Source organism: Streptomyces sp. NPDC004284, assembly GCF_042874035.1.
GTDB lineage: Bacteria > Actinomycetota > Actinomycetes > Streptomycetales > Streptomycetaceae > Streptomyces.
In genome coordinates this window covers 635,896-662,488 of sequence record NZ_JBIAMJ010000001.1, presented here as the reverse complement: position 1 = coordinate 662,488, position 26,593 = coordinate 635,896, and the positions used below count along the sequence as shown (strand labels likewise).

Sequence of the window (26,593 nt, the reverse complement as noted above, 5' to 3'; positions counted from 1 at the left end):
TCGCGATCTCCGGCGGGCCGCTCCTCCCCGACTGGAGCCGCTGCCGCTCTACGCGGATGGCGCCGGCCTTGAAGTCGACGTCCGACACCTTCAGGCCGAGCAGTTCACCGAGGCGCGGCCCTGATCCGGCGAGGGGTGACGATCGCCGCTCGGATGCACGAAGGCCGCTCGGATGCACGGCGGCATCACGCGCACCATCGCCTCGACCTGCTCGACCGTGGGCGGGATGACCTCCTCGTCCGGCATGGCGGGGAGGGTGATCCGGCGGCAGGGGCTGGAGGCGATGGCCTTGTCGTCCACGGCTGCCGTCATGACGCGTACGAGGACGTCGTGGACGTTCCGCACGCTGCCGGGGCCTAGCTGGTCGGAAGGGTGCTTGAAGGGCACCTGGATGTCGTTGCGGCGTATCGCTGCCATGGACCGGGCGCCCTGCGCCGGTACGAGGCGGAGCCGCAGCGCGTTGTCGGTGATGCGCTCGCCCGCCTCGCCGGCTATGAGCGAGGCCTCCCACCCCTCGGCGTACTTCTCGAACGTCACGCGGCCGGCGCGGGGATCGACGTACTGGCCGGTGACCAGGCTGACCGTGACCTCGTCGAGGTTGATGCGGTACGAGCAGACGGTGATCGACGGCCAGGACGAGTGGGGCCTGGCCGTGTAGCCACAGACCCGAAGCTTCCGGGGTCCTCACCCACCCCTGAACGACCAGCCGACGAGAAGGCGGACCAGGCCCCCCCTCCGCCCCTCGCCAGAAAGGAACGCCCATGGAGGGCACCGCCTCCCCCACCCCGTCGACTGCCTCCGCCGCAGACGATCGGCCGCCGGCCGCGGCCCCCGGGCAGGGCAGGGCATCCCGTGGCACGGTCCGGGTTGCCCACGGTGCTGCGGGGACGGTCCCCGGACCGGGGACCGAGGACCGCGAGCGCGCCGGCCTCACGGCGGGCCGGGACCAGGACGGAGCCGTCGTGCTGGACGAGCCGCGCGCCGCGATCGGCCGGTACGCCGTACTGCCGAGCGAGGAGGCTCTGACGGCGGTCACCTCGTGGGGGGGCGGCCTCCCGCATCCAGCCCGCCCTCCGGCACGCGCCGTGCCTGGTCGGCCCTCGTCACCGCCCTCGCGCGTGCCGAGTCCGCTGGGCACCGCCCTCGCCGACTCCTGGCCCAGGCTGCCACCGAACGCGAACTGGACACCGCCGAGCACCCGGCCCAGGACCTGATCCGGCGCAGCGTGACCCAGTCCAGCAGGCGGGCGCAGGCGGCATCCCGGCGAGCCCCAGTCGGCGCCCCCGCTTCCATGCCTTACCAGCGCATCCGCGTCTTGGTGGGCTCCGGGCCGACTCCGCAATCGCCAGGGGCTGTCGTGGCGAAACCGCATCGTGCCGGCACGCTTCCCAGCGCCGTGGTGCCCCCGACGCGCCGCCGCGGAAACGACGGCCCGGGCGTCAGTCTGGTGGCAGGCGTCCGGATCGGCGCTGATCCACACCAGGAACGGCACGGCCGGTGCCGCCGCCGTCCTCACGTCGTTGGCGCGGAAGCCCCCACGTACACCGAGAGCCTGGTCGACCGCGACGGTGGCGCCTGAACGCACCCGAGTCTCGGGCCGTCGCGACCGCGACCAGGTCGGGGGCGCATGCCGCCCGAGGCCACCGCCCCCGGTTCAGGCGACTTCGGGCACGAGCGGCGCTCCCACGGCAAACACGTTGTCACAGGCGTCACGGACGGTGTCGTCATGGGTGGCGATCACCACTGCGCACCCGGCTCGGCTCATCTCCCGTAGCGAGTCCAGGACCATGGCAGTGTTGTCAGCGTCCAGGGCGGCGGTCGGCTCGTCCGCGAGGACGAGCGTCGGTTGCTGGACGATGAGACGGGCGAGGGCCACACGCTGCTGCTCGCCACCGCTGAGGCGGTGGACCGTCTCCTTGTGCCGCCCAGCCAACCCGACGCGCTGCAGTGCTTCCGCGAGGGACGCGCCGGCCGTGTCCCGGAGCGCACGACGCGGCTTCACGGCCACTTCCAGGTTCTCCTCGACGGTGGCGTTCTCGATGAGGGCGTACCCCTGAAAGAGATAGCCGAGAACATCCCTGCGGAACAGGCGGGCCTCACGCCTGCCGAAACGCGTGATGTCTTTCCCCTCGTGGCGAATGGCCCCGGCACTCGGCCTGTCGAGCAGCCCCAGACAGTTCAGGAGAGTCGACTTGCCGGAGCCGCTCGGACCGGTGAGGGCGAGCATTTCACCACGACCGACCGTCAGGTTGATATCGCGCCACAGCGTTCGCTTGCCGAAACTCTTCGACAGTCCCTCGACGTCAATCACAATTGCACTCCGGCTGGATGGGGGATTGCTTCGATTCTCGAGAGGTCACGCCTCGCATGCGCCTTCCTTCACGATCCGGCGGTGAAACGCCGACAGGGCGAGGAGGACCACGGCGAGTTCGACCACGGCAAGGCCGGCGATGAGGGCCAGTTCTGCGGGTTCGACGCGCAACGGCGGGAAGGGGGCCGGCAGGCCTGCCGCGGTGAACTCGGCGATCTCCCGGTTCTGCTGCCACACCTCGATGGGAATCCGTACCGCGAAGACGATCGCGATGGCCGCCTCCACCGCCAGAATGAAGCGATGGGATGTGGCGAACGTCCAGCCACTGATGTGACGCACGAAGATGAGCTGGGCGTTCTTCCTCGTGTAGATGATGCAGATTCCGACCCCCGCGACCAGGAGGACCGCCACCGCGAGGGCCAGGTTGAACATCTGCAGCCGGAAGTCGCCGACCGCGTCGCTCAGCTCCGTCGCGATCCGCTGCCCGACCGGGGATACGGACGACACATAGTCCTGTAGCCCGTCCGACGCGATAACGTTCAGGACGTCGTCGGGGTCGAGGAAGACGACACCTTCCTGAGTCGCGAAGGTGACGTAGGCGTCATCGGTGAGGAAATCCGAGCCGTTCGGGACTACGACCACGATCGGATCGCGCATCAGCGATCTGTCCTCGTTCGCGGGATGCGCCGAGCTGTAGACCAGGGCACCGGTGTTGTACCCGAAGAGCCGCTGCCCGTTCTTCGCGCCGAGCGTCTCGACGGGGATGTTCCGACCGAGTCCTGGGTCGAGCTTCCTGGAGACCGCCTTGGCGATCGCTTCTGTGTGCGAGGCGTAGGAAACGGGAATCATCACGCGCACGGGGCGGGGCTGCGAGGTCTTCGCGCCGCCTGTCCCGGGGACGTAACGGCGGCCCTCCTGATCGAGAACCGGCTGCTCCCGGGCGTAGGTCTCGTTGACGATGAGGATCTCGCCCGCCGGCAGGTTCGCATCCGGTGCCGTCATCTGGAGATCCCCTCGGCCGGCTACGACGATCTCGCCTCGCGCGTCCGCCGCCCGGAGCCACGGCCCGACCTTCCGGTCCAGTTCGTCGGGGCGGGTGGCGAACGCACCGCTGAGACGAATCGAGACGGCATCCCCCACGCTTCGGTAGACGTCGCGGTTCTCCTGCCGTTTCAGGACGTTCTGGCCTGCCATCGCGACGCTCAACGCGATGCTCAAAGCGAGGAGCAGCGCCGGTACGCGGACCACGTAGAGGCTGATGGTCGCCGCTCGCGAGGGCAGTTCGCCCTTCAGGAACGAAAGGATTCCGACCCGGAAGACGAGCGCGAGAACTGCGGCGTGGGAGCCGAGCACGAGGAGGGTCAGCAGGGCGGCGATTCCCAGAGCGACCGAGGCGAACAGACCGAGTCGGGCACAGCCGTTGTAGAGACCGAGGGCGCCGAGCGTCACCGCCACCACGCCACCGAAGGAGACGAGCCAGGAGCCCGCCGTCTGCCTCAGATCGCGCGCCAGGATGTCCGTGTAGGACATGCCCTGCAGGCGAAGGACGGCGTAGGTCTTCGCTCGCAGCAGCACGCTCGCCCCGGTCAGGGTCACGGCGGCGAGGGCCATGACGCCCAGGGACCAGGGCAGGGGGCTGCCGGAGTAGTCGGTCGCCAGCGTCGTGTAGGACAGCGGGTACGCCACGTTCGCACGGAGCCCGAGCTGGGTGAATTCGCCGACCAGGGCGTCGACGGCTTCGGGCGGACCGAAGACGTGATAGGCGCCGCGCGGATCGAGGTGTTCGATCTCGGACAGGGGATGGACGCGGGTCTCGACGTTCCGGCTGAAGGACGGGTAACCCTCGTCCAGCCACGCCCCCGTCGCCGATCCGCCGTCTCCTGTGGCGAGGTACAGATGCCGGAGCCCCTCGGGGTTCTTCAGATCCGGCACCTCGCGGGCCACACCGATCCGCCTCTCGGCCGCGACCGACTCGACGGCGTCCACAACGCGCGCGGAGTTCACCGAGCCATCGGAGTCGATCACGTCGACCAGGGCGACGCTTCCCAGGACTCGGGTCTCGTCGAGGCCTCGCACGAAGAGGAAGGCGAGGAGAGCGGAGAAAGCCAGTGTGACGGCGTGAACGAACCTGATACCTCGCTGCAGCATTGCCCATCTTATTTCGGAGTTCCAGGGAGCCATGCATGTCAGGTGAAAAAGGAGCAGAATGAAGCGACTGCGGGCGTGCAGCAGAACCGCACACCCGCAGCCGCGCCGGACCAGGGCCTCGGCTCACTCAGCTCTATCTGCTGCGCACTCTCACGACCTGAGCCCGGGCGGAATCAGCACAGGGGGTCGTAGTACCAGCTGACCGCGCCACCGTTCTTGCCGCCGGACGCCAGCGACCAGCTACCGGCCGAAGTGCAGCCGCTCCGGAAGATGTTAGCGCCGATCTTCACCGAGGACGCGTGCTTGTTGCCCGAGTGGTAATAGTTCGACCAGGCGCTGTTCGCCCCCTGGTCGTAGGTCCACCGGCCGCCGCCGACGTCCACCGTGATGGCCATCGCCGGAGCGGCCGCTCCGAGAATCAGCGCCGCAGAGGCGAGCGTGGCCTTCAGAGCACTTCTCTTCTTCATGAACGCTTCCCCTTACATGGTGATCAGTTTTCCGAGACGAGATCTTTGCCAACGGTTTAACAACCGGTCAACCCCGCCCTACGTGACCTGAATCACCGTCACATTTCGGCCGTGCCGCAATGTCAGCCATTCTCGTTCGACTTGACGTATTCGGTACCGGAATTCTTGGATCCGCTTACACGCACCCATCACCTTTACGCCAACTCGAAGCCCTCTTGGCGCGAAACGTTCCCCCATGCGGGAATCCCGGCCAGCACCCTCCCGCTTCACTGCCCCTTTCAGGCCGAAAATCGACGCTGCCCAGCCGTTCCGCGAAACCTCTCAGACAGGGCATGGCACCCCTTGCCGTAAGCTCACGACCGCGCTGCCGGCCTGCCCATCATTCGGATTCACGCCGAGCACCACACCTTGCGAACGATTACGTGAATTCGACCGGCCAGGGGGCGACCGACTTTGACGAGATTCACCGATTTCCGTTCTCGGTTCCGTGCTCCCGTCTGGCTGATTCCCTTCCTGTGGACCGTCGCGCTCGGCCTGTGGGGGCTGTCGCGGGAGGACAGCGTCTGGCGGGACGAGGCCGCGACCTGGCAGGTCGCCCTCCGGTCCACCGGCGACATCACGCACATGGTGGAGCACGTCGACGTCGTCCACGCCCTCTACTACCTGTTCATGCACACGCTGTTCGAGTGCTTCGGCCCTTCGACCACGGTGTTACGACTGCCCTCTGTGCTGGCGGTCGCGGCGGGAGCGGCATGTGTGGCGGAACTCGGCCGGCGGCTTTCCGGAAATCCGGTGGGCCTGGGCGGAGGCATGGCGTTCGGGCTGATCCCCTCCGTGCAGTTCTACCTTCAGGAGGGCCGCCCGTACGCCCTGGTGGCGGCGGGCTCCGGGCTCTCGACGCTGCTGCTCGTGACGATGCTGCAGGGACGACGGAACCGGTGGGGGCACTGGACCGCCTACGGCTGCACGGTCTTGGTTTGCGGCCTCCTGAACTGGCTCGCGTTACTGATCCTGCCCGCGCACCTGGCGACCCTGGCATGGGCACGCGCGACGCGCAGGACGTGGGTGTGCTGGACAGCGGCATCCGCGGCGGCGACGGCGGGCGCCACGCCATTGATCCTCTTCAGTCGCACCCAGTCCGGGCAGGTGTCCTGGATCCCGCCGCTGACCTGGCACATGTTGATCGGGCCGGCGATCCTGCTCGCCATCGCCGGCATCGGGACCCTGCTGGACCGCCCCCGGGCGGGACGGCTCTCGACAGCGGCCGTCGGGCTGCCCCTGCTCGCGGTCCCGCAGCTCGGTCTCGTCGGGATCTCGCTGGTCAAGCCGCTTTTCGTGGATCGCTACGTGCTGTTCAGCCTCCTGGGCCTGGCCTTGATGATCGGCGTCGTCCTCGGCGCGCTCGTGGAGGCGGTGCAGCGGCGGTCGCGGACCGTCGCGCGCTGGGTCCTTCCCCTCACGGTCGCCGTCGCTTCGGTCGCCCTGCTTTCGCAAGCGCTCGCGAAGCGCTCGCCGCAGAGCCGCGTGGACGATGTCCTGGCAGCCGCAGCGCAGGTGGAGCGGTTGAAGAAGTCCGGGGACGCCGTGCTGTTCGTCCCGGCGGCGCGGCGGGACACCAGATCGGTCTCCCCGCACGCCTTCATAGGCCTGCGGGACATCGCCCTGGAGGAGACGCCGGAACGCTCCGGAACGCTGAAGGGAGTGGAGTGGGATGCCGCGCGCATCCGGACCGAGATGCTCGCCCGACAGCGCATCATTCTCGTCACCGACGCGGGAGACCCGTCGAAGCCGACGAGTTCGGCGCGGGACAGGACCAAGATCTCCACGCTTCGGGAGCACTTCCGTTCGGTGGCCGACGAGCAGGTCCGCGGCCGGCGAGTGACTGTGTACGAGAGAAGTACGCCTGACCGATCGTCGTGACCTTTGACCTCAGCGCCGTGTGCCACCTTGCTCCACCACGCCGCCGAGGCAGGTGATCTCGTACGCCCCGTGGCGGGCGATGTGGTCGGCGACGAGAGCCCGGGCCCGGTCGGTGGCCCCCTCGAAGGGCACGTCGTGCTGGTCCGCCCAGGCGCGACAGGAGGCCACGCGGGCGATGACCGGGTCGGGGTCGCGGACCGTGCTGGTCCCCGGCAGTTCGGCGACCTCCACCCGGCCGAACTCCTCGGCGAAGAAGGCCAGAGCCTTCTCCGGGGAGAAACGTGCGCTGAGCGAGATCCGGGCCGGACCGCGGTCGATACCGAGGACATCGCCGGCGGCCCGCTGCCACAAGCTCGTCGAGCTCTACCTTGTCGCGGTCGCTGGAGGCGATCACAAGCCCGCTGTGGGCGACGACACGGGCCAGTTCCCTGACCGCGCCTGGGGGATGCCGGGCAGGTCGTACCGGGACGTCTGCCACTGCTAGAGCGACTGCCGGGCAGCCGGGTCCCGGTCTCCCTTGTAGGCGCTGCCTCACCCGCGCACAGCTGCCGGCACGGCTGCTCTGCCCCCAGGTCGTCACCGACACCGGCGCCAAGCTGTCGAAATCCCTCATACGAGAAGGCCGTGCCCCCTTGCCCGAGGGTGCAGCCCCCTGGATGCTCGACACCCGGCAGTGGCCCGGCACCGTCACCGAGTACGCCGACCGGCTGCTCATCATGAGCGAGACCCTGCTCTCCGACCCCCGCCACTTCTTCCGCTCGTACTCGGCCGCCGAGATCGGCCGCCTGACCACCGCACCGTCCCCAGGAGCGTTCCCTCCCGATGACCGACCGCACCGAGCGCCCCGCCCGCGTCCGCGAGCTCAACCTCTACCGCCAGTACTTCGAGCTCGTCGCCGCGGGCACCAAGACCATCGAGGTGCGGGTCAAGTACCCGCACCTCGCGGACCTCACCGCCGGCGACACCATCCGCTTCCGCGTCAAGGACACCGACGAGACCTGCGACGTCGAGGTCCTCCGCGTCACCGGGTACCCCGACTTCGAAGCCCTTCTCGACGGCGAGGGCCCGTCCGGCGTCAACCCGACCGCCACCCGCGACCAGCAGCTCGCCGACATCCGCACGATCTACGGCCCCGAGAAGGAAGCCCTCGGCGCGCTCGCCATCGAGGTCACTCGCTCGGAGCCGCCGCCGGCATGACGCCGAGCACGAAGCAGGGCCCTACGGCCTCGGCGGTGCGGGCAGGTCGAGGACTCGGGCGATCGCAGAGACGACAGGAGCTGCGTGGTCGGGCAGATGGCGGTCGGTCCAGGAAGCGGCCAGCCGGAGGAAGTCGGCCAGGTCGCGTTCCGCGTCGGCGAGCAGGTCCCGCAGGTGGCTGACGGGGAGCTCGATCACCGGGCTGTCGTCCTGTTCGGCATCGACGGTCAATCGCACCGCAGTGCCGACGCGTTCGGCGAGCGGGGAGGGATCGTGTCCGAAGGAGGCCCAGCCGTCGCCGTCGATGACCTCAAGCCAATCGCGCCGCTCCTCCAGCCCGTTGCAACAGCCCGGCAGCAGGGTGATGCCGGTCGCGGTGTCGGTGACCCGCAGGCCGCCGGCGGCAAAGAGGTGGTCCATGGTGAGCAGTCCGTGGAGGAAGCTCCCGAGTGGATCAGCGGGGCGTGGCGAGCGGCCGTCGACCTCCGGGTCGATGTCGTTGCACTCGGCGATGCGCATCACCGCCGTACCGACCTGTGCCGGCTTGAGCGCCCCGCCGAGCGGCAGGAAGCCGTTCGCCCCGAAGGCGGCGACCGGCCAGAGGTCGAAGCCGTTGGGGGCGCGGACTTCCAGGACTGGCTGCAGAACGATCACCTGCAGAGTGTGCGGCATTCCTTCACGGCAGTGCACTCGTATTCGGCGCGGCTTCTGATCACCGGCAGATCACCGCTCCGACCGGCGGCAGTCCGCACACAGCCCGCAGGACACCCGCTCAAGACCGTCGCACCCCATCGCCACCCATGTTTTTCGCGCTGTTTCCCGCCGCTTTCCCGCCGCGGGACGGTCAGCGCGCCGGTGGGAGGGTCTTCGGGAGGTCGAAGGCGGTGAGGACGGCGGGGTCCTGGAAGACCGTGTTCCGGGTGATGCGGCCGTCGGCGACGTCGAAGACCTGCAGGGTGTGCGGGCGGTAGGACTCCGTGGCGGTGTGGCGGACGTAGGCCGCCATCGCGGGGCTGCCGTTCGCTGCGGTGGGGAGGACGCGCCAGTCGGTGCCGTTCGCCGCGAACACCCAGGTCATGAAGCCGGCGTACCGGTCGCGGCCGGTGAACCAGGTGCGGACCGGCGGCATTTCCAGGATGGCGTCGTGGGCGAGCAGTGCGGTCAGCGCGCCGATGTCGGCCTTCTCGAAGGCGGCCGTGTACCGGTCCACCACCTGCCGGTCGGCGGCCTCTTCCGTCACCCGTGTCTCGGCGACGCCGGCGTCGGCGAGACGTGCCCGGGCGCGCTGGAGTGCGCTGTTGACCGCGGCCGGGGTGGTGTCGAGGAGCGCGGCGGTCTCGGCGGCGGAGTGGTCGAGGACGTCGCGCAGGATCAGCACGGCCCGCTGCCGCGCGGGGAGGTGCTGCACGGCGGCCACCCAGGCCAGGCGCAGGGTGTCGCGGGCGGCCAGCACCTGGCCCGGGTCCGCGAGCCACGCGTCCGGGATCGGCTGGAGCCACGGCACCTCCGGCGCGTACTCCAGCGGCGTCAGCGGGTCCTCGTCGGGCGCTCCGAGGCCGCTGGGCAGGGGGCGGCGCGTGCGGCTGTCCAGCGCCGTGAGGCACACGTTGGTGGCGATCCGGTACAGCCACGTGCGCACGCTCGCACGCCGGGCGTCGTACCGGTCGAACGCGCGCCACGCGCGCAGCAGGGTGTCCTGCACGAGGTCCTCGGCGTCGTGCGCGGAGCCGAGCATCCGGTAGCAGTAGGCCAGGAGCTCCCGGCGGTGCGGATCGGTGCGTCGGGCGAACTCGGCGGCCGGGTCGTCGGGGTGTGGGCTCGTGGTGGTCATGCCTGCCTCTCTCGGTGCGGTGATGTACGTACCGGCGACCCTCCCGGAATTCATCGGTGATCCGTGCGGCCGGCGGCGATGAGTTCCGGTCGCCCCGGCGGTACGTACCGGTGACATCCCTCGACCTTCCAGGAGGACGCCATGACCACGACGACCGCGCAGGACACCGCCGAGCAGCAGGTGCGGTCCGTGATCGACGCCGTGTACGCCGCATGGGCGGCCAACGACGCCGACGCCTTCGTCGCCGTCTACACCCCCGACGCGACCTCCGCACTGCCCGGCTCCTTCCGCGACGGCCGCGAGCGGATCCGTGCCGCGATGGCCGCCGGGTTCGAGGGCCCGTTGAAGGGATCGACCGTCCGCGACGAGCTCCACGGCGTGCGGTTCCTCGGCGAGTTCCGGGACTCGGCCGTCGTCGTCGCCCGCAGCGCCGTCGTCCTCGCCGGCGAGACCGACGTGCCGGACGGCCGCTGGGTCCGCGCGACCTGGGTGCTGGAGCGTACGTCCGACGGCGTCTGGCAGGTGGCGGCCTACCACAACTGCGCCGACTGACCGCCCCGGACGGCGCTACGCCCCGGCCGGGAGCGTGTAGCGGCGCTTCCGTCTCGAGGTGGCGCCCAGGCGGTCGTAGAAGGCGATCGCCCGGTCGTTCCATTCCGGAGTCTGCCACTGGAGTTCCGGGAGGCCCAGGGCGCGGGCCTCCGTGCGGAGGGCCGCGATCAGGAGGGGCCCGAGGCCGTGGCCGCGGGAGGCCTCCGTGAGGTAGAGGCAGTCCATGTGGAGGTACTCCGCGCCGTCCCAGGTGGAGAGTTCCGGGGCACAGGTCGCGTAGCCCGCGAGGGTGCCGTCGGGGAGGGCGGCGACGAGGCAGCGGAGGCGGGACGGTTCGGGGCCGAAGAGGAGGCCGGCGAGGCGGTCCGCGAGGCCGGGGGCCGGGGTCGCGGCCTTCTCGTACGCGGCGTGTTCGGCGATGAGTTCCACGACCCGGGGCAGGTCGTCGGGGCGTGCGGGGCGTACCTCTGCCCGGCCGGGATCGTCCTCGCGTTCGCTCATGCGGTCATCATGCACGGCCCCGCTGACAGCGTGCCCGTCGTCCACGGCGACCTGTGCGGCGAGTCGGTGTCGGGCGGCGCCCCTCCCCGGGGCGCCCCCTCCCCGAGACGCCGCCGCCCCCGAGACGCCGCCGTCCCCGGGGCGCCGCCGTCCCCGGCCTCAGGCTGCCTGGAGGAGCCTGCGGCCGAAGTCGGCGCCGGCCGGCAGCTGTTGCCGTACCCGCTCCAGGGCCCCTTCGAAGTCGCCTCCGGCGACGCACGCTTCGAAGGCGGCGCCGCCGTAGTGGAGGGTCAGGCTGAGGTCGGCGCGCTCGCCGAGGGTCAGCAGGCAGGCCAGCGTGGCCTGTTGGGTGGTGCCGTCGACGACGACGGGGAGCGGCAGGTCCCACTCCAGGACGCAGCCCGTGAGGGGCCGCCCACCCTCGTCGGCGGCGGTGAGCGCGGCGAAGCCCTCGCCCGTGTACTCGACCCCCCTGATGCGGGTGGCGACGCTTCGCCCGTCGGCCGTGATGACGATCGCTTCCGCGCCGCTGCGGTCCCGGTACCAACCGGTCCAGACTTCTGTCGACTCCGATGACATGCGCGGACTGTAGCGGTCTGACCGGCTCCGCCGCGCGTCCGGTCACCCCGGGGCCGGACTTCTCCCGATCTCGCCGTTCTTGCCGGTCACGTGCGTGGTAGCGGCTTCCGTGACTCGTACAGCGGGCAGTCCTGGTTGCGGCAGGGCTGCACCTCCCACTCCGGCACCCAGGCCCCGAGGACCTTGTGCCGGGTGGCCACCGTGCCGAGCGGTTCGCCGCAGGCCGGGCAGTGGCGCTCGGCCAGGGGGTCCCGCGTCGTGCGAGGCGCCTCTTCACCCATGCGTCCAGGGTAGGTCGCCTCGCACGGCGCCGCCTGTCACCGCTTCCTGGTGTACGTGCGGACGAGTACGCCGTTGTCGAAGGCGCGGACGTCGCCGAGCTCGAAGTCCCGGGGCTCGAAGCCGGCGCCGAACATCGGCATGCCGGTGCCGTAGACCTGCGGATAGGTCTTGATGACCAGCTCGTCGATCTCCTCGATGAGCTCGCCGGCGATGGTGGAGCCGCCGCAGAGCCAGATGTCCAGGTGGCCGTCCTCGGCCTTGAGCGCGCGGACGCGGCCGACGAGGTCGTCGGCGATCAGCTCGACGTTCGTGTGGGGCGACTCGGCGAGCGAGCGGGTGGCGACGAACTCGCGCAGGTGATTGTACGGGCTGGTGACGCCGATGTCCAGGGCGAGCCGGTAGGACCTCGATCCCTGGACGACGGTGTCGAAGTGCTTGTTCCCGCCGTCGATGCCGAGCATCTCCCGGCCCTGCGTCGGAATGGTCTCCGGGTATTCGGTGCCCATCCACGCCATGTACGACCCTTCGGTGTACTTGAACATGGAGGTGGCGTCGCCTTCGGGGTCGCCGATGAAGCCGTCGATGGTGCAGGCGATGTAGTAGGTGAGCTTGCGCAAACCGGTCCTCTTCGTCTCGGGGAGGTGGCTGCCCTCGCAACCACGACAGTTATAGTGCTTCATCTGTAGTGGTTGCGCAAGATCTTCATGTGAAGGAGTCCGACGTGGCGAGAAATCCGGAGCGCCGTACGAACCTGCTCGACGCCGCGATCGAGGTGCTCGCGGACGAAGGCGCCCGCGGGCTGACCTTCCGCGCGGTCGACTCCCGGGCGGGGGTCCCCACGGGCACCTCGTCCAACTACTTCAGCGACCGGGACCAGCTGCTCTCGCAGGTCGCCGACCGGATCTTCGTACGGCTGACCCCGGAGCCCGGCGCCATCGACACCGCCCTGCTGCCGGCGCCCAGCCGCGCCCTGGTCGTCGAGCTGATGCGCTGGCTCGCCCGGCGCATGACCGCCGAGCGCACCTGCTACCTGGGGCTCTTCGAACTGCGCCTGGAGGCCGTGCGCCGCCCCGAGCTGCAGAAGCGGTTCACCGAGGTGCTCCGGGCCGACCTCGACCACAACATCCGGCTGCACCTCGACTCCGGGATGCCGGGCGACGCGGACACGGTCCGGGTGCTCTACGTCGCCCTCACCGGGCTGCTCCTCGACCACTTCACCGTCCCCGGGCTCCTCGGCGACCGGGAGCTGGACGAGATGATCGAGACCGTGGTCACCCGGATCGTCCCGGAGGCGTGACCGCCCCCCGGATCAGCGCGTACGCCGCGTGACGAACTCCGCGAGGGCGAGCAGGTCCTCCGCCGCCGCCAGGTCCGGCACCGCCTGGGCCAGGTGCTCGACGGCGCGGCCCATGCGCTCGGCGGCCTGGGCCTGCGCCCAGTCGCGGCCCCCGGCCCGCTCGACGGCGTCCGCCGCCGCCCGTACCCCCGCCGCGTCGAGCGTCGGACGCGAGTACAGCTCGGCCAGCTCCTCCCCCGCGGGCGTGCCGGAGGTGAGCGCCGCCACCACCGGAAGCGACTTCTTGTGGGCGACGAGATCGGCACCGGCCGGCTTGCCCGTGCGGTCCGGGTCGCCCCAGATGCCGATGAGGTCGTCGATCAGCTGGAAGGCGAGGCCCGCCTCCCGGCCGAAGGCGTCCATCGCCGCGACCTCCTCCTCCCCCGCGCCCGCGTAGAGCGCGCCGAGGGCGCAGGAGCAGCCGAGCAGGGCGCCGGTCTTGGCGGTGGCCATGGCCAGGCACTCGTCGAGGGAGACCTCGCGCGGGTCGCGCTGCTCGAAGGCGCAGTCGGCCTGCTGGCCGGCGCAGAGCTCGATGACGCAGGCGGCGAGGCGCGCGGAGGCCGCCGCGGAGGCGGGGTGGGGATCCTCGGCGAGCAGCCGCAGGGACAGCGCGCTCATCGCGTCACCGGCCATGAGGGCGTCCGGGATGCCGAAGACGGTCCAGGCGGTGGGCCGGTGCCGTCGGGTCGGGTCCTCGTCGACGATGTCGTCGTGGAGCAGGGTGAAGTTGTGCGCGAGCTCCACCGCCGCCGCGGCGTTCACGGCACGGGTCTCGTCGGCGCCGAGGGCGCGGGCCGCGGCGAGGACCAGGGCGGGCCGGATCGCCTTGCCCGACTGCCCGGTGTCCGGGGTGCCGTCGGCACGCTCCCAGCCGAAGTGGTACATCGCCACCCGCCGCACCGAGTCCGGCAGGGACTCGACGGTCGAGCGGAGTCGGGGATTGACGGCCGCGCGCGTCCGGTCCAGGAGCGTCACGGCCCCCTGGCCGTCGGCTACGGCGTCCACGCTGGTCATGGTCACGGTCATTTCCTTCGCATCCTTCGCGGCGGTCGGCCGGGGAGCGCCCGGGGGCGGGCGGGTTCGGTGCCCGCCCCCGGGCGCCGACGACTCAGCGCCAGCGGCTGACCTCGACGTTCTCCAGGACACCGAGCGCGTCCGGGACGAGGATCGCCGCCGAGTAGTAGGCCGTGACCAGGTAGGAGATGATCGCCTGCTCGTCGATGCCCATGAAGCGGACGGAGAGGCTGGGCTCGATCTCGTCGGGGAGGCCGGTCTGGTGCAGACCGATCACGCCCTGGTCGGCCTCGCCGGTGCGCATGCAGATGATCGAGGTGGTCCGGGCATCCGTGACCGGGATCTTGTTGCACGGGTAGATCGGCACGCCGCGCCAGGTCGGGATGCGGTTGCCGGCGATCTCGATGGTCTCGGGGACCAGTCCGCGCTTGTTGAGCTCGCGGCCGAAGGCGGCGATGGCGCGCGGGTGGGCGAGGAACATCTTGGAGCCCCGGCGGCGGGAGAGGAGCTCGTCCATGTCGTCCGGGCTGGGGGCGCCGTCGTGCGGCTGGATCCGCTGCCCGTAGTCGCAGTTGGCGAGGAGGCCGAACTCCTTGTTGTTGATGAGCTCGTGCTCCTGGCGCTCGCGGAGCGCCTCGACCGTGAGCCGCAACTGCTGCTCGGTCTGGTTCATCGGCTGGTTGTAGAGGTCGGCGACGCGGCTGTGGACCTTCAGCACGGTCTGGGCGACGCTCAGTTCGTACTCGCGGGGCGAGGCGTCGTAGTCGACGTAGGTGTGCGGGACGACCGCCTCGCCGACGTGGCCGGCGGAGAGGTCGATGGCGGCCTCGCCGTAGGTGTTGGTGCTCCGGTCGGGCGTCGAGGCCACGCCCGCGAGGTGGGCGGCGAGCGAGCCGACCCGGTCCGCGAGGTTGCGCACGTCGTCCCGGGTGAGCTCCAGGACCGTACAGGCGGTGGCGGCCCGGGCGGTCCAGTCCCAGGTGGCGTCCGCGGAGAGCAGCGCGGCCTCGCCGAGGTAGGCGCCGTCGGCGAGGACGCCGAGGACGGCCTCGTCGCCGTAGGGGCCCTCGCCGATCTGCTCGATGCGGCCGTGCGCGAGGAGGTGCACCCGGTCGGTGGGGGCGCCCGCGACGGCGATGACCTCGCCCGCCGCGTACTCCCGCTGGGTGCAGCGGGCCGCGAGCTCGGTCAGCGCGCTCTCGTCCTCGTAGCCGCGCAGGGCGGGGAGTTCGCCGAGTTCGGCGGGGATCACCGCGACGCGCTCTCCGGTCTGGACGAAGGTGACGCGGCCGTCGCCCACGGAGTAGCTGAGCCTCCGGTTCACCCGGTACGTGCCGCCCTGCACCTGGACCCACGGCAGCGTCCGCAGCAGCCACCGGGAGGTGATCTCCTGCATCTGCGGGGCCGACTTGGTGGTCGTGGCGAGGTTCCGCGCGGCGGCGGTGCCGAGACTCTGCTGCGGACCCTGCTGCTCCGCGCGGACCTCGCCGTCAACCGAACCAACGGACATGGAACTCCCTCTCGTATGACTGAGTTGCGAAGGAAGCCTTTCAGTACGGAACGTGTCGGCGCCATTACACATTCGGGTGGGACTGTTCGACGATCTTCGGGGCATGTCACGCAATTTCCATCCGAACAGCGGAGCCCCACCCGCCTCCTGGCCATCTGTCCGGATCGGCTCGCACACGGTCCGAACGGATGGCGGCGGAGTGGTGGACTCCGGTACTCCGGAAGTTCACCCCGTCCTCCGGAAGGAGTCGGTCATGAGCTCACCCATGTCCGCGAGCAGGTTCCTGAACGCGCTACGCGGCGAGGGCCTCGCGGTCGTCCAGGTCGGCGACTGGTCCACCCACAACCGCAACCACAAGGGCCCCTGGGGCCCGGTGCACGGCGTGATGATCCACCACACCGTGACCCGGGGCACCGCCGCCACCGTCCGGATCTGCCGGGACGGCTACGAGGCCCTGCCGGGACCGCTCTGCCACGGCGTGATCGCCAAGGACGGCACGGTCCACCTCGTCGGCTACGGGCGGGCCAACCACGCGGGGCTCGGCGACGACGAGGTCCTCCGGGCCGTCATCGCCGAGCGGCGGCTGCCGCCGGACGACGAGGCCACCACGGACGGCAACCGGCACTTCTACGGCTTCGAGTGCGAGAACCTCGGCGACGGCGAGGACCCGTGGCCCAAGGTCCAGCTGGAGGCCATCGCGAAGGCGGCGGCGGCCGTGTGCCGGGTGCACGGCTGGACGCACCGCTCGGTCATCGGGCACCTGGAGTGGCAGCCGGGCAAGGTGGACCCGCGCGGGTTCACGATGGCGTCGATGCGGGAACGTGTCGCCGACCTGCTGCGCTGACCCCACGGGGCGTCCGTCGCCCGGGCCGGACCAGGGGCGGCGAGGGGAGCCGACGGACGCGTTCGACCGGCGAGAGGCGCCGGCAAGACGCGTTCGACCGGCGAGAATGTCCGGGTGAACGCGTCCGACCTCTCCCGTCTGCGGCCCCGGCTCCCCTCGCCCCTGGAGCCGGTGGAGGACGAGCGCTTCGCCCGGCGCGGCCTCACGCTGCTCCTGAAGCGCGAGGACCTCATCCACCCCGACCTGCCGGGCAACAAGTGGCGCAAGCTCGCGCTCAACCTGCGCGAGGCGGCCGGGCGGCCCGTGCTCACCTTCGGCGGCGCGTACTCCAACCACCTGCGGGCGACGGCCGCCGCCGGGCGGCTGCTCGGCTTCCCGACGGTCGGGGTGGTCCGGGGCGACGAGCTGGCCGGACGCCCGCTCAACCCCTCGCTCGCGCGGTGCGCGGCGGACGGGATGCGGCTCCAGTTCGTGGACCGGGCCACGTACCGCGCGAAGAACGACCCGGCCACGCTCGCGGGGCTCCTGGAACGGGCCCCCGCGGGCGCGTACGTGGTCCCGGAGGGCGGCAGCAACGCGCTCGCCGTCCACGGCTGCGTGGAGCTGGGCCGCGAGCTCGCCGGCCTCGCCGACGTCGCCGCGGTCGCCTGCGGCACGGGCGGCACCCTGGCGGGGCTCGCCGCCGGGTTCGAGGGCCGGACCCTCGGCGTCCCCGTCCTCAAGGGCGGCTTCCTCGGCGGGGAGGTCCGCGCCCTCCAGGAGACCGCCTTCGGCGGCCCGCGCGGCGACTGGGCCCTAGACGAGCGCTTCCACGGCGGGGGCTACGCGCGCGTGCCCCCTGCCCTGGAGTCCTTCGCACAGGACTTCGAGACGCGGCACGGACTCGCCATCGAGCGGCTGTATGTCGCCAAAATGCTCCACGGTCTGACGACCCTCGCGGAGGAGGGCGCCTTCCCGCCGGGCACCCGGCTCGCCGCCGTGATCACGGGCGCGCCCTAGTCGGCCTCCCGGTACGCCGCCGCCTCCTCCAGGTCGAGGCGGCGGAGGAGGGTGCGCATCATCTCGTCGTCGATGCGGCGGGCGTCGCGGAGCTGGACGAAGACCTCGCGTTCGGCGTCGATCATCTCGCGCGAGAGGCGGCGGTAGGTGTCGTCCACCGTCTCCCCGGTGATCTCGTTGACGGCGCCGAGGCGTTCCCACACGGAGTTGCGGCGGCGTTCCATGACCGTGCGCAGCCGGTCGGCGAGGGGTTTCGGCAGGGCGTTGCGCTCGTCGGCGAGGAGCGCGTCGAGGCGTTCCTCGGCGGCCCGCGAGGCCTCGCTCTGGGCCTGCGCCTCGGCGAGGGTCTCGGCGTACCGGTCGCGGCCGGGGAGCTTCAGGAACCGGATGAGGGGCGGCAGGGTGAGGCCCTGCACCACGAGGGTGCCGATCACGGTGGTGAAGGTGAGGAACAGGACGAGGTTCCGGGCGGGGAACTCCTCGCCGTCGGTGACGACGGGGATGGAGAAGGCGATGGCCAGCGAGACCACCCCGCGCATGCCGGCCCAGCCGACGACGAGCGGCGCCCGCCAGTCCACCTCGGGCTCCCGCTCCCGGATGCCCGGGGACATCCAGCGGGGCAGGAACGTCGCCGGGTAGACCCAGACGAAGCGGACGACGACCACGGCGACGAAGACCCCGACCGCGTACCAGGCCGCCTCGCCCATGCCGTACCGGCCGAGCCCCTTGACGACGTACGGCAGCTGGAGGCCGATCAGGGCGAAGACGGCGGACTCCAGGACGAAGGCGACCATCTTCCAGACGGCCTCCTCCTGGAGCCGGGTGGCGAAGTCGACCTTCCAGGCCTTGTGGCCGAGGAAGAGGCCGACCACGACGACGGCGAGGACCCCGGAGGCGCCGACCTCCTCGGCGGCGGCGTACGCGATGAACGGGATGAGCAGGGAGAGGGTGTTCTGGAGCAGGGCCTCGGTGAGGTGGGTGCGGAGCCAGTGGATCGGCACCATCAGGACCAGGCCGACGCCGATGCCGCCGACCGCGGCCAGGACGAACTCCCACAGGCCGCCGGCCCAGCTGACGCCCGCGCCGACGGCGGCCGCGAGGGCGACCTTGTACGCGGTGATCGCGGTGGCGTCGTTCACGAGGGACTCGCCCTGGAGGATCGTGGTGATCCGGTTCGGCAGGCCCAGCCTGCGGGCGATGGCGGTGGCGGCGACCGCGTCCGGCGGGGCGATCACGGCGCCGAGGACGAGCGCGGCGGTGAGCGGCAGGTCGGGCACGAGGACGTACGCGAGCCAGCCCACGGCCACGGTGGCGAAGAGGACGTACCCGACGGAGAGCAGCGCCACGGGCCTGATGTTGGCCCGCAGGTCGAGGTACGAGGAGTCGACGGCGGCCGTGTAGAGGAGCGGGGGCAGGACCAGCGGCAGCACGATGTGCGGGTCGAGGGTGTAGTCGGGGACCCCCGGCAGGTACGAGGCGGCGAGGCCGACGGCGACCAGGAGCAGCGGGGCGGGCACGAAGGTCCTGCGGGCGAACCCGGCCACGGCGGCGCTCGCCGCCACCAGTCCCACCAGCTGAAGTGCGTCCATCCCCGACCCCGTCCCGTGCCGCAACGTAACCTGGCCATCATGAGCGAGTGCCCGCACGTAGCCGAAATGCCGCGCCCCGAGCCTGCCCCGCTGGCCGACACCTGTCCCGAGTGCCTGGCGGACGGCACGCACCCGGTCCAGCTGCGGCTCTGTCTGAGCTGCGGGCACGTGGGCTGCTGCGACTCCTCGGCGGGGCGGCACGCGACGGGGCACTTCTCCACGACCGGGCACCCGGTGATGCGGACCTTCGAGCCGGGCGAGGCCTGGCGCTGGTGCTTCGTCGACGGTTCGATCGTCTGACGGCCGGTGCGTCCGGGACGGTTCGACCGTCCGACGGCTGGGTACGTCACCCCTCCGCGGGTCTCCGCGGCTGCCGGCGGCGGGGGATCACCTGGTCTTCAGGGCTCGCGGCGACAGGGCAGGATGGATCGCGATAGCGTCACGGCGGACCGCGCAGGCTCCCTGCGTACCGCCCGGTTCGGGGGTCTTCGCCCCCGGACCCCGAATGAGCTTGTGCCACCTTGGAGGTGAGGGTGTCCCAGATCGCAGGCGAGCCCGGGACCCAGGACTTCGTGGAAGTCCGGCTGCCCGCTGCGGGTGCCTATCTGTCCGTGCTGCGTACGGCCACGGCCGGTCTCGCGGCGCGCTTGGACTTCACCCTCGACGAGATCGAGGACTTGCGGATCGCGGTCGACGAGGCCTGCGCCATCCTGCTCCAGCAGGCCGTGCCGGGGTCCGTCCTCAGCTGTGTCTTCCGGCTGGTCGACGACTCCCTCGACGTGACCGTCTCCGCCCCGACGACGGACGGCAGGGCGCCCGAGCGGGACACCTTCGCGTGGACCGTGCTGTCGGCCCTCGCCGGGAAGGTGGAGTCGTCGGTGGCCGATGACCGCACGGTCTCGATCAGCCTGTACAAACAGCGCGGCGCGGGGCCAGGCCCGGCGTGAGGAGCGGGGACGCGACGGCCGGCATCCCTGAGCAGCAGGCGCGGCCGAACAGGGTCGCTACGGAGCAGGCGGACCAGATGAGCGAGCACGAGCAGCACCCCGAGGTTCCCGAGACACCAGGGACCGCCGAGGCCCCCGCGCGTCCCGAGGGCTCCGCCGAGGCCCCCGGGGCGCAGGCGCCCGAGGGCGCCGGGGCGGCCGGGGCGGCGGGGAAGGCCGAGGGCGGCGACGAGGACGACGCCGTCCCGGACCCGCACGACCGGAGCGGGGCCCGCGCCCTCTTCATCGAGCTGCGCGAGCTGCCCGAGGGCTCCCCGGAGAAGGCGGAGCTGCGCAACCGGCTGGTGCGCATGCACCTGCCGCTGGTGGAGCACCTGGCCCGGCGCTTCCGCAACCGCGGCGAGCCGCTGGACGACCTGACGCAGGTGGCGACGATCGGCCTGATCAAGTCGGTCGACCGCTTCGACCCGGAGCGCGGGGTGGAGTTCTCCACGTACGCGACGCCGACGGTCGTCGGCGAGATCAAGCGTCACTTCCGTGACAAGGGGTGGGCGGTCCGGGTGCCGCGCCGGCTCCAGGAGCTGCGGCTCTCGCTGACCACGGCGACGGCGGAGCTCTCCCAGCAGCACGGCCGCTCGCCGACGGTGCACGAGCTGGCGGAGCGGCTGGGGATCTCGGAGGAGGAGGTCCTGGAGGGCCTGGAGTCGGCCAACGCCTACTCGACGCTCTCCCTGGACGTCCCGGACACCGACGACGAGTCGCCGGCGGTGGCGGACACGCTGGGCGCGGAGGACGAGGCCCTGGAGGGGGTCGAGTACCGCGAGTCGCTCAAGCCGCTCCTGGAGGACCTGCCGCCCCGGGAGAAGCGGATCCTGCTGCTTCGCTTCTTCGGGAACATGACGCAGTCGCAGATCGCGCAGGAGGTGGGCATCTCGCAGATGCACGTCTCCCGGCTGCTGGCCCGGACGCTCGCCCAGCTGCGGGAGAAGCTTCTGGTGGAGGAGTAGTCCCTCAGGCGCCCTGACCGGGGCGCCGGATGCCGAGCGCCTCGGTCGTGGCCGGGTTCACCAGGAGGACGAGCCCGGCCACGGCGAGCGCGGCCAGGGCGATCCCGTAGGGGATCACGCCGTCGGTCTGGAGCATCTGCCAGGCGACCGGCAGGGCGAGGATCTGGGTGATCACGGCCGGGCCGCGGCTCCAGGAGCGCTTCGTCCACAGGCCGCGGGCGGCGGCGAGCGGGATCAGTCCGAGTGCGATCACGGTCACACCGCCCGTCACCCCGGTGGTGACGTCGCCGCCGCCGGAGCCCCCGTCGAGGAGCGTCCGCACCAGCATGTAGACGCCTCCGGCGAGGAGCCCGAGGGCCTCGACGAGGGTCACGCCCGCGGCCGCGGCCAGGCGGGCGGGGCGGGAGGTCTGCTCCGTACTGCTCGTACTGCTCGCACTGCTCATGCAAGGCAGCGTAACGGGGGCGCCTGAGGCACGGGGCCGCACCCCGGCCCGGCCCGTCGGAGGTGTCCGGGGATCGGCCTGGGCTGGGCCCGGTACCGGAGGGTAGGTACGCTGGCGGTCATGCGCGCACTCCTCGTGGTCAACCCGGCAGCCACCACCACGAGTGCCCGCACCCGGGACGTGCTCATCCACGCGCTGGCCAGCGAGATGAAGCTGGAGGCGGTCACCACCGAGTACCGCGGGCACGCCCGCGACCTGGGCCGGCGGGCCGCCGAGGCCGGGAACATCGACCTGGTCGTGGCCCTCGGCGGGGACGGCACGGTGAACGAGGTCGTCAACGGGCTGCTGCACGAGGGGCCCGATCCGGACCGGCTGCCGAGCCTCGCGGTCGTCCCCGGCGGCTCGACCAATGTCTTCGCCCGCGCCCTCGGCCTGCCGAACGACGCCGTGGAGGCGACCGGCGCCCTGCTCGACGCGCTGCGTGAGCGGCGGACACGGACGGTGAGCCTCGGGCTCGCGTCCGGGACGCCGGGCACGGAGGACGAGTCGGTTCCCGAACGCTGGTTCACGTTCTGTGCCGGTCTCGGTTTCGACGCGAGCGTCATCGGCAGGGTCGAACAGCAGCGCGAGCGCGGAAAGAGATCGACGCACGCCCTCTATCTGCGCCAGGTGGTGCGCCAGTTCCTGGAGGAACCGAACCGCCGGCACGGCACGATCACCCTGGAGCGCCCCGGCGCGGAGCCGGTCGAGGACCTGGTCCTCTCCATAATCTGCAACACCTCCCCCTGGACCTACCTGGGCAATCGCCCGGTGTACGCGTCCCCGGAGGCGTCCTTCGAGACCGCGCTCGACGTGCTCGGACTGCGCCGGCTCTCCACTCCGGCGGTGGCCCGTTACGGCGCCCAGCTGCTCACTTCGACCCCGGAGCGGGGCCCGCGCGGCAAGCATGCCGTGTCTCTGCACGATCTGACCGACTTCACCTTGCATTCGAAGGTTCCCCTCCCTCTGCAGATGGACGGAGACCACCTCGGACTGCGTACGAGCGTGACGTTCACAGGCGTACGCCGTGCACTGCGTGTGATTGTGTGAGTGGAAGGGCCCAAAGTCCTTTCACTCGAACGTTTAGGCGCGCATCCACCCCTAAGAAGTACGGCTGTGACCTAGCCGACACCGAGGAATCAAAAAAAACTTTCCGGAAGGGGTTGTATCCGCTGCTGGGGTTTGGGAGTCTCTTCTTGGCGATCGGGACGGCCCGCAAGACCGGCCTCCACTGAGAGCCAGAACCCCACCTCAAGCAACAGGACCACACCAGTTCATCTGGCAGTCGGCCCTTCCCTTGTCGAGGGATTCGTGAAAGCGTTCACATTCACAAGCAACTCGCACGTAACACTGAGAGAGGTAGCAGCCATGGACTGGCGTCACAACGCCGTTTGTCGTGAGGAAGACCCCGAGCTGTTCTTCCCCATCGGCAACACCGGTCCTGCGCTGCTGCAGATCGAGGAAGCCAAGGCCGTCTGCCGCCGCTGCCCCGTCATGGAGCAGTGCCTGCAGTGGGCGCTCGAGTCCGGCCAGGACTCCGGCGTCTGGGGTGGCCTCAGCGAGGACGAGCGCCGCGCGATGAAGCGCCGTGCCGCTCGCAACCGGGCGCGTAACGCCAGCGCCTGAGCCACCTGCACAGCCTGAGGCACGCGGCGCGTACACCGCGTACGCAATCACCGCCCCCGAGCCGCAGCGCGCAGCAGTAACCCACAGCATTCGAGCCCCGGACCGATTCCCTTCGGTCCGGGGCTCGCTGCTGTGCGCCCGTCTTTCTGCTGCGGCGCCTTACTTCTGCGGCCGTACGGGAAGGTCGAGGACCACCTTCGTGCCGCGCTCGGCGCCCGGCAGCATGTCGAAGGAACCGCCCAACTCCCCTTCCACCAGGGTCCGCACGATCTGGAGGCCGAGGTTGCCGGCCCGCTGCGGGTCGAAGCCCTCGGGCAGACCGCGGCCGTCGTCCTGGACCGTGATCAGGAGCCGGGCGTCCGCCCGGGTCTCGCCGCGGACGGCGCTGACCTCGACCGTGCCCTGCTCCCCCTGGGCGAAGGCGTGTTCCAGCGCGTTCTGCAGGATCTCGGTGAGGACCATGGAGAGCGGGGTGGCGACCTCGGCGTCGAGGATGCCGAAGCGGCCGTTGCGCCGGCAGGTGACCTTGCCCGGGGAGATCTCGGCGACCATCGCGATGACCCGGTCGGCGATCTCGTCGAACTCCACCCGCTCGTCCAGGTTCTGGGACAGCGTCTCATGGACGATGGCGATCGAACCGACGCGCCGCACGGCCTCGTTGAGGGCCTCGCGGCCCCGGTCGGAGTCCATCCGGCGGGCCTGGAGGCGGAGCAGGGCGGCCACCGTCTGGAGGTTGTTCTTCACCCGGTGGTGGATCTCCCGGATGGTGGCGTCCTTGGTGATCAACTCGCGCTCGCGGCGGCGCAGTTCGGTGACGTCCCGGAGCAGGACGAGCGAACCGATGCGGGTGCCCTTGGGCTTGAGCGGGATCGCCCGCAGCTGGATCACTCCGCCGTTGCCCTCGACCTCGAACTCGCGGGGCGCGTAGCCGGAGGCCAGTTTGACCAGGGCTTCGTCCACCGGGCCCCGGGAGGGGGCGAGTTCGGCGGTGATCTGGCCGAGGTGCTGGCCGACGAGATCGGCGGCGAGACCGAGCCGGTGGTACGCGGAGAGGGCGTTCGGCGAGGCGTACTGGACGACGCCCTCGGCGTCGAGGCGGACGAGGCCGTCGCCGGCGCGCGGCGAGGAGTCCATGTCGACCTGCTCACCGGGGAAGGGGAACGTTCCGGCGGCGATCATCTGGGCGAGGTCGGAGGCCGACTGGAGGTAGGTGAGCTCCAGGCGGGAGGGGGTGCGGACGGTCAGCAGGTTCGTGTTGCGGGCGATGACGCCGAGGACCCGGCCCTCGCGGCGCACGGGGATGGACTCGACCCGCACCGGGACCTCCTCGCGCCACTCCGGGTCGCCCTCGCGGACGATCCGGCCCTCGTCGAGGGCGGCGTCGAGCAACGGGCGGCGGCCGCGCGGGACCAGGTGGCCGACCATGTCGTCCTGGTAGGAGGTGGGGCCGGTGTTGGGCCGCATCTGGGCGACGGAGACGTACCGCGTGCCGTCGAGGGTCGGGACCCAGAGCACGAGGTCGGCGAAGGAGAGGTCGGAGAGCAGCTGCCACTCCGACACCAGCAGGTGGAGCCACTCGAGGTCGGAGTCGCTCAGGGCGGTGTGCTGGCGGACGAGGTCGTTCATGGAGGGCACGGTGCGAGCGTACCTGCGGAATTACAGGGGCGGTGAACCTGGATCTCCGGGGCTCCGTGTTGGAGGATGGGCCGGGAAGGACCGCGTTCCCATGGATGGACAGACAAGAATGGTCTAGTCCACAATGAACGCAACAGAGCCTCCATCCTCCCCGCACAGGAGGATGGACGAGGTACCCGGCGCTCTCTGCCCTGACTGCGCCGAGACCTCCCACACGGCCGCGGGACCGCACACCCTCGGCCGGGCAACTCCGGGCTGCGGTGCCGGGCGGGCTGAGGGTCCCGCCAGGCGCCGCGGCCCGCGGGTCTTTCCGGGGCCTTTCCCCCGCCCCCACCGCTCTCGCGCCGCCCGGCCCCGGGGGCCCTCGCAGGCTTCGGCCAGCAGGCCGGGCCCCGTCCGGCATCAGCCCGCCGCCACCGGCCGGGCCCGCCCCGCCGCCTCGGCCACCGCCGCCGGCTCCTCCGCCGTCGCCCCGTCGCGGGCCCGCTGGGACATGCCCTGAAGGACGGCACCTCTGAAACGGGCGAGCGCGCGAGGGTCGGTGCCGGCCGGCAGCTCGCCCGACTCGACGTCGCGGCGGATCCGGTCCTCGGACAACGCCAGGTTCGCGTTCCGGCGGCCGCGCAAGGCCTCCTCGCCCTCGGGGGTCGAGCAGTTGATCGCGGCGGAGGTCATCAGGCAGCCACGGGGATGCCCCGGATCCGTGAAGAGGCGGGCGACCCCAGGGACGGGGATCGGGCGGCTCCCGGGGCGGGGGTCGAGCGGCTCCCGGGGCGGGGGTCGAGCGGCGTCGGGGGCGGGTGGGCGGCGGCTTCCGGGGGTGGGTCCGAGTGGCTGGTGCGACGGGGGCGGCCGACGATGGAGGTGGTGTCGTCCGCGGGGCGGAACGGCATGGGGAGAAGGCCTTCCCTCTGCTAGATTTGGACCTAGATTGGTCTATACCACACGGTCCTTCACCAGCCCCTCACCAGATCGGCAGGCACAGCGTGGAAGTTGTCATCGTCAAGGACGCCAAGGCCGGCGGCGAGCTCATCGCGGACGGCATCGCCGACCTCCTGCGCCGCAAGCCCGACGCGCTGCTCGGCGTGGCCACGGGCTCGACCCCGATCCCGATCTACGACGCCCTCGTCGCCCAGGTGAAGGCCGGGGCCGTGGACGCCTCCCGGGCCCGCATCGCCCAGCTGGACGAGTACGTCGGCCTGCCCGCGGGGCACCCGGAGTCGTACCGCTCCACCGTGCTCCGCCAGGTCGTCGAGCCGCTCGGGCTCTCCCCGGAGGCCTTCATGGGCCCCGACGGTTCCGCCGAGGACGTCCAGGCGGCCTGCGAGGCGTACGACAGGGCCCTGACCGAGGCCGGAGGCGTGGACCTGCAGATCCTCGGCATCGGCACCGACGGGCACATCGGCTTCAACGAGCCGTGCTCCTCGCTCGCCTCCCGCACCCGGATCAAGACGCTCACCGAGCAGACCCGTGTGGACAACGCCCGGTTCTTCGACAACGACATGGAGCAGGTGCCGCACCACGTCATCACCCAGGGCATCGGCACCATCCTGGAGGCCCGCCACCTGGTGCTGCTCGCCACCGGCGAGGGCAAGGCCGAGGCCGTGGCGCAGACCGTCGAGGGCCCGGTGGCGGCGCTCGTACCGGCCTCCGCGCTCCAGCTGCACCCGCACGCCACGGTCGTCGTGGACGAGGCGGCCGCCTCCAAGCTGAAGCTCGCGGACTACTTCCGCCAGACCTTCGCCGCCAAGCCCTCCTGGCAGGGCATCTGAGGCGTACGGCGAAGGGCCCCGCACCCGGTCGGGTGCGGG

General features: G+C 71.3%; 28 protein-coding genes and 2 pseudogenes. 13 read left to right on the top strand and 17 right to left on the bottom strand.

Translation table 11 applies throughout. The features are described 5' to 3' along the window. Positions 1–90: 90 nt before the first annotated feature. From ACFYUS_RS03110 to ACFYUS_RS03095, 4 genes are all read right to left on the bottom strand, one after another. Positions 91–537 carry a hypothetical protein gene (locus tag ACFYUS_RS03110; RefSeq protein WP_388844980.1) on the bottom strand — a complete coding sequence of 149 codons (447 nt, stop codon included), beginning with the start codon at positions 535–537 and terminating at the stop codon, positions 91–93. A 1,117-nt stretch (positions 538–1,654) separates the two neighbouring features. After that, complete coding sequence (locus tag ACFYUS_RS03105; RefSeq protein ID WP_388844977.1) at positions 1,655–2,311, bottom strand: ABC transporter ATP-binding protein; 657 nt, start codon at positions 2,309–2,311, stop codon at positions 1,655–1,657. A gap of 45 nt (positions 2,312–2,356) precedes the next feature. Further along, the gene (locus ACFYUS_RS03100; RefSeq protein ID WP_388844974.1) at positions 2,357–4,492 is read right to left on the bottom strand and encodes a hypothetical protein; all 2,136 of its coding nucleotides are present in this window, start codon (positions 4,490–4,492) and stop codon (positions 2,357–2,359) included. Between the two features lie 140 nt (positions 4,493–4,632). After that, positions 4,633–4,926: a lactococcin 972 family bacteriocin gene (locus ACFYUS_RS03095; protein ID WP_388844971.1), complete on the bottom strand. Its 294-nt coding sequence runs from the start codon at positions 4,924–4,926 to the stop codon at positions 4,633–4,635. A gap of 453 nt (positions 4,927–5,379) precedes the next feature. Between ACFYUS_RS03095 and ACFYUS_RS03090 the strand changes: the two genes are divergently transcribed. Then, positions 5,380–6,846, top strand: a complete 1,467-nt coding sequence (locus ACFYUS_RS03090; RefSeq protein WP_388844968.1) for a hypothetical protein — start codon at positions 5,380–5,382, stop codon at positions 6,844–6,846. 9 nt (positions 6,847–6,855) lie between these two features. Here ACFYUS_RS03090 and ACFYUS_RS03085 read toward each other — a convergent pair whose 3' ends face one another. After that, positions 6,856–7,197 (bottom strand): hypothetical protein, encoded by a 342-nt coding sequence (locus tag ACFYUS_RS03085; RefSeq protein ID WP_388844965.1) that lies wholly within the window; start codon positions 7,195–7,197, stop codon positions 6,856–6,858. Positions 7,198–7,376: 179 nt separating this feature from the next. Here ACFYUS_RS03085 and ACFYUS_RS03080 point away from each other — a divergent pair. Together ACFYUS_RS03080 and ACFYUS_RS03075 are read left to right on the top strand one after the other, a co-directional pair. After that, a pseudogene (locus ACFYUS_RS03080) lies at positions 7,377–7,664 on the top strand (hypothetical protein); the annotation flags it as partial. A 4-nt stretch (positions 7,665–7,668) separates the two neighbouring features. Then, positions 7,669–8,043, top strand: coding sequence for an ASCH domain-containing protein (locus ACFYUS_RS03075; RefSeq protein WP_388844962.1), 375 nt, complete (start codon positions 7,669–7,671; stop codon positions 8,041–8,043). Between the two features lie 21 nt (positions 8,044–8,064). Here ACFYUS_RS03075 and ACFYUS_RS03070 read toward each other — a convergent pair whose 3' ends face one another. Together ACFYUS_RS03070 and ACFYUS_RS03065 are read right to left on the bottom strand one after the other, a co-directional pair. Beyond that, the gene (locus ACFYUS_RS03070) at positions 8,065–8,697 is read right to left on the bottom strand and encodes a hypothetical protein (protein WP_388844959.1); all 633 of its coding nucleotides are present in this window, start codon (positions 8,695–8,697) and stop codon (positions 8,065–8,067) included. A gap of 190 nt (positions 8,698–8,887) precedes the next feature. Then, on the bottom strand, positions 8,888–9,874 hold the full coding sequence (locus tag ACFYUS_RS03065) for a sigma-70 family RNA polymerase sigma factor (RefSeq protein ID WP_388844957.1): 987 nt from the start codon (positions 9,872–9,874) through the stop codon (positions 8,888–8,890). A gap of 141 nt (positions 9,875–10,015) precedes the next feature. On the opposite strand from ACFYUS_RS03065, the gene ACFYUS_RS03060 reads away from it, so the two are divergent. Next, complete coding sequence (locus ACFYUS_RS03060; protein ID WP_388844954.1) at positions 10,016–10,426, top strand: SgcJ/EcaC family oxidoreductase; 411 nt, start codon at positions 10,016–10,018, stop codon at positions 10,424–10,426. Between the two features lie 15 nt (positions 10,427–10,441). Here ACFYUS_RS03060 and ACFYUS_RS03055 read toward each other — a convergent pair whose 3' ends face one another. The 4 genes from ACFYUS_RS03055 to ACFYUS_RS03040 all read right to left on the bottom strand — a co-directional run bounded on the left by ACFYUS_RS03055 (position 10,442) and on the right by ACFYUS_RS03040 (position 12,405). Continuing rightward, on the bottom strand, positions 10,442–10,927 hold the full coding sequence (locus tag ACFYUS_RS03055) for a GNAT family N-acetyltransferase (RefSeq protein ID WP_388844951.1): 486 nt from the start codon (positions 10,925–10,927) through the stop codon (positions 10,442–10,444). Positions 10,928–11,086: 159 nt separating this feature from the next. Then, complete coding sequence (locus ACFYUS_RS03050; protein ID WP_388844949.1) at positions 11,087–11,506, bottom strand: DUF6304 family protein; 420 nt, start codon at positions 11,504–11,506, stop codon at positions 11,087–11,089. An 86-nt stretch (positions 11,507–11,592) separates the two neighbouring features. After that, complete coding sequence (locus tag ACFYUS_RS03045; protein WP_388844947.1) at positions 11,593–11,787, bottom strand: hypothetical protein; 195 nt, start codon at positions 11,785–11,787, stop codon at positions 11,593–11,595. 36 nt (positions 11,788–11,823) lie between these two features. Further along, positions 11,824–12,405 (bottom strand): dihydrofolate reductase family protein, encoded by a 582-nt coding sequence (locus ACFYUS_RS03040; RefSeq protein ID WP_388844944.1) that lies wholly within the window; start codon positions 12,403–12,405, stop codon positions 11,824–11,826. A 104-nt stretch (positions 12,406–12,509) separates the two neighbouring features. Between ACFYUS_RS03040 and ACFYUS_RS03035 the strand changes: the two genes are divergently transcribed. Next, on the top strand, positions 12,510–13,085 hold the full coding sequence (locus ACFYUS_RS03035) for a TetR/AcrR family transcriptional regulator (protein WP_388844942.1): 576 nt from the start codon (positions 12,510–12,512) through the stop codon (positions 13,083–13,085). A gap of 12 nt (positions 13,086–13,097) precedes the next feature. Here ACFYUS_RS03035 and ACFYUS_RS03030 read toward each other — a convergent pair whose 3' ends face one another. Both ACFYUS_RS03030 and ACFYUS_RS03025 read right to left on the bottom strand, forming a co-directional pair. Next, entirely contained in the window at positions 13,098–14,141 is a 1,044-nt protein-coding gene (locus tag ACFYUS_RS03030; protein ID WP_388845972.1) for a family 2 encapsulin nanocompartment cargo protein polyprenyl transferase, read from the bottom strand. A 94-nt stretch (positions 14,142–14,235) separates the two neighbouring features. Beyond that, on the bottom strand, positions 14,236–15,651 hold the full coding sequence (locus ACFYUS_RS03025; protein ID WP_388844939.1) for a family 2B encapsulin nanocompartment shell protein: 1,416 nt from the start codon (positions 15,649–15,651) through the stop codon (positions 14,236–14,238). A gap of 253 nt (positions 15,652–15,904) precedes the next feature. Between ACFYUS_RS03025 and ACFYUS_RS03020 the strand changes: the two genes are divergently transcribed. Further along, positions 15,905–16,495, top strand: a complete 591-nt coding sequence (locus ACFYUS_RS03020) for an N-acetylmuramoyl-L-alanine amidase (RefSeq protein WP_388844936.1) — start codon at positions 15,905–15,907, stop codon at positions 16,493–16,495. A gap of 114 nt (positions 16,496–16,609) precedes the next feature. After that, on the top strand, positions 16,610–17,494 hold the full coding sequence (locus ACFYUS_RS03015; RefSeq protein ID WP_388844933.1) for a 1-aminocyclopropane-1-carboxylate deaminase/D-cysteine desulfhydrase: 885 nt from the start codon (positions 16,610–16,612) through the stop codon (positions 17,492–17,494). Here the strand turns inward: ACFYUS_RS03015 and ACFYUS_RS03010 are convergent. Continuing rightward, on the bottom strand, positions 17,491–19,083 hold the full coding sequence (locus ACFYUS_RS03010) for a Na+/H+ antiporter (RefSeq protein WP_388844930.1): 1,593 nt from the start codon (positions 19,081–19,083) through the stop codon (positions 17,491–17,493). The two genes, ACFYUS_RS03015 and ACFYUS_RS03010, sit on opposite strands and share 4 nt — an antisense overlap. Positions 19,084–19,122: 39 nt before the next feature. On the opposite strand from ACFYUS_RS03010, the gene ACFYUS_RS03005 reads away from it, so the two are divergent. The 3 genes from ACFYUS_RS03005 to ACFYUS_RS02995 all read left to right on the top strand — a co-directional run bounded on the left by ACFYUS_RS03005 (position 19,123) and on the right by ACFYUS_RS02995 (position 21,037). Beyond that, positions 19,123–19,383 (top strand): UBP-type zinc finger domain-containing protein, encoded by a 261-nt coding sequence (locus ACFYUS_RS03005; protein WP_384138487.1) that lies wholly within the window; start codon positions 19,123–19,125, stop codon positions 19,381–19,383. 233 nt (positions 19,384–19,616) lie between these two features. Further along, positions 19,617–20,030, top strand: coding sequence for an anti-sigma regulatory factor (locus ACFYUS_RS03000; RefSeq protein ID WP_019889334.1), 414 nt, complete (start codon positions 19,617–19,619; stop codon positions 20,028–20,030). Between the two features lie 77 nt (positions 20,031–20,107). Further along, positions 20,108–21,037 (top strand): RNA polymerase sigma factor SigF, encoded by a 930-nt coding sequence (locus ACFYUS_RS02995; protein ID WP_388844927.1) that lies wholly within the window; start codon positions 20,108–20,110, stop codon positions 21,035–21,037. 4 nt (positions 21,038–21,041) lie between these two features. On the opposite strand, the gene ACFYUS_RS02990 is transcribed toward ACFYUS_RS02995, so the two are convergent. Continuing rightward, positions 21,042–21,482, bottom strand: a complete 441-nt coding sequence (locus ACFYUS_RS02990) for a hypothetical protein (RefSeq protein WP_388844924.1) — start codon at positions 21,480–21,482, stop codon at positions 21,042–21,044. 120 nt (positions 21,483–21,602) lie between these two features. Here ACFYUS_RS02990 and ACFYUS_RS02985 point away from each other — a divergent pair, with 120 nt between their 5' ends. Together ACFYUS_RS02985 and ACFYUS_RS02980 are read left to right on the top strand one after the other, a co-directional pair. Beyond that, positions 21,603–22,571, top strand: a complete 969-nt coding sequence (locus ACFYUS_RS02985; RefSeq protein WP_388844921.1) for a diacylglycerol/lipid kinase family protein — start codon at positions 21,603–21,605, stop codon at positions 22,569–22,571. Positions 22,572–22,889: 318 nt separating this feature from the next. Continuing rightward, entirely contained in the window at positions 22,890–23,147 is a 258-nt protein-coding gene (locus ACFYUS_RS02980) for a WhiB family transcriptional regulator (RefSeq protein WP_003953983.1), read from the top strand. 159 nt (positions 23,148–23,306) lie between these two features. Here the strand turns inward: ACFYUS_RS02980 and ACFYUS_RS02975 are convergent, their stop codons facing one another. Beyond that, complete coding sequence (locus tag ACFYUS_RS02975; protein ID WP_388844918.1) at positions 23,307–24,773, bottom strand: sensor histidine kinase; 1,467 nt, start codon at positions 24,771–24,773, stop codon at positions 23,307–23,309. Positions 24,774–25,184: 411 nt separating this feature from the next. After that, positions 25,185–25,499 (bottom strand): annotated as a pseudogene (locus tag ACFYUS_RS02970) (TetR family transcriptional regulator C-terminal domain-containing protein); the annotation flags it as partial. 269 nt (positions 25,500–25,768) lie between these two features. On the opposite strand from ACFYUS_RS02970, the gene nagB reads away from it, so the two are divergent. Further along, on the top strand, positions 25,769–26,554 hold the full coding sequence (gene nagB, locus ACFYUS_RS02965; protein ID WP_388844915.1) for a glucosamine-6-phosphate deaminase: 786 nt from the start codon (positions 25,769–25,771) through the stop codon (positions 26,552–26,554). Positions 26,555–26,593 lie beyond the last annotated feature (39 nt).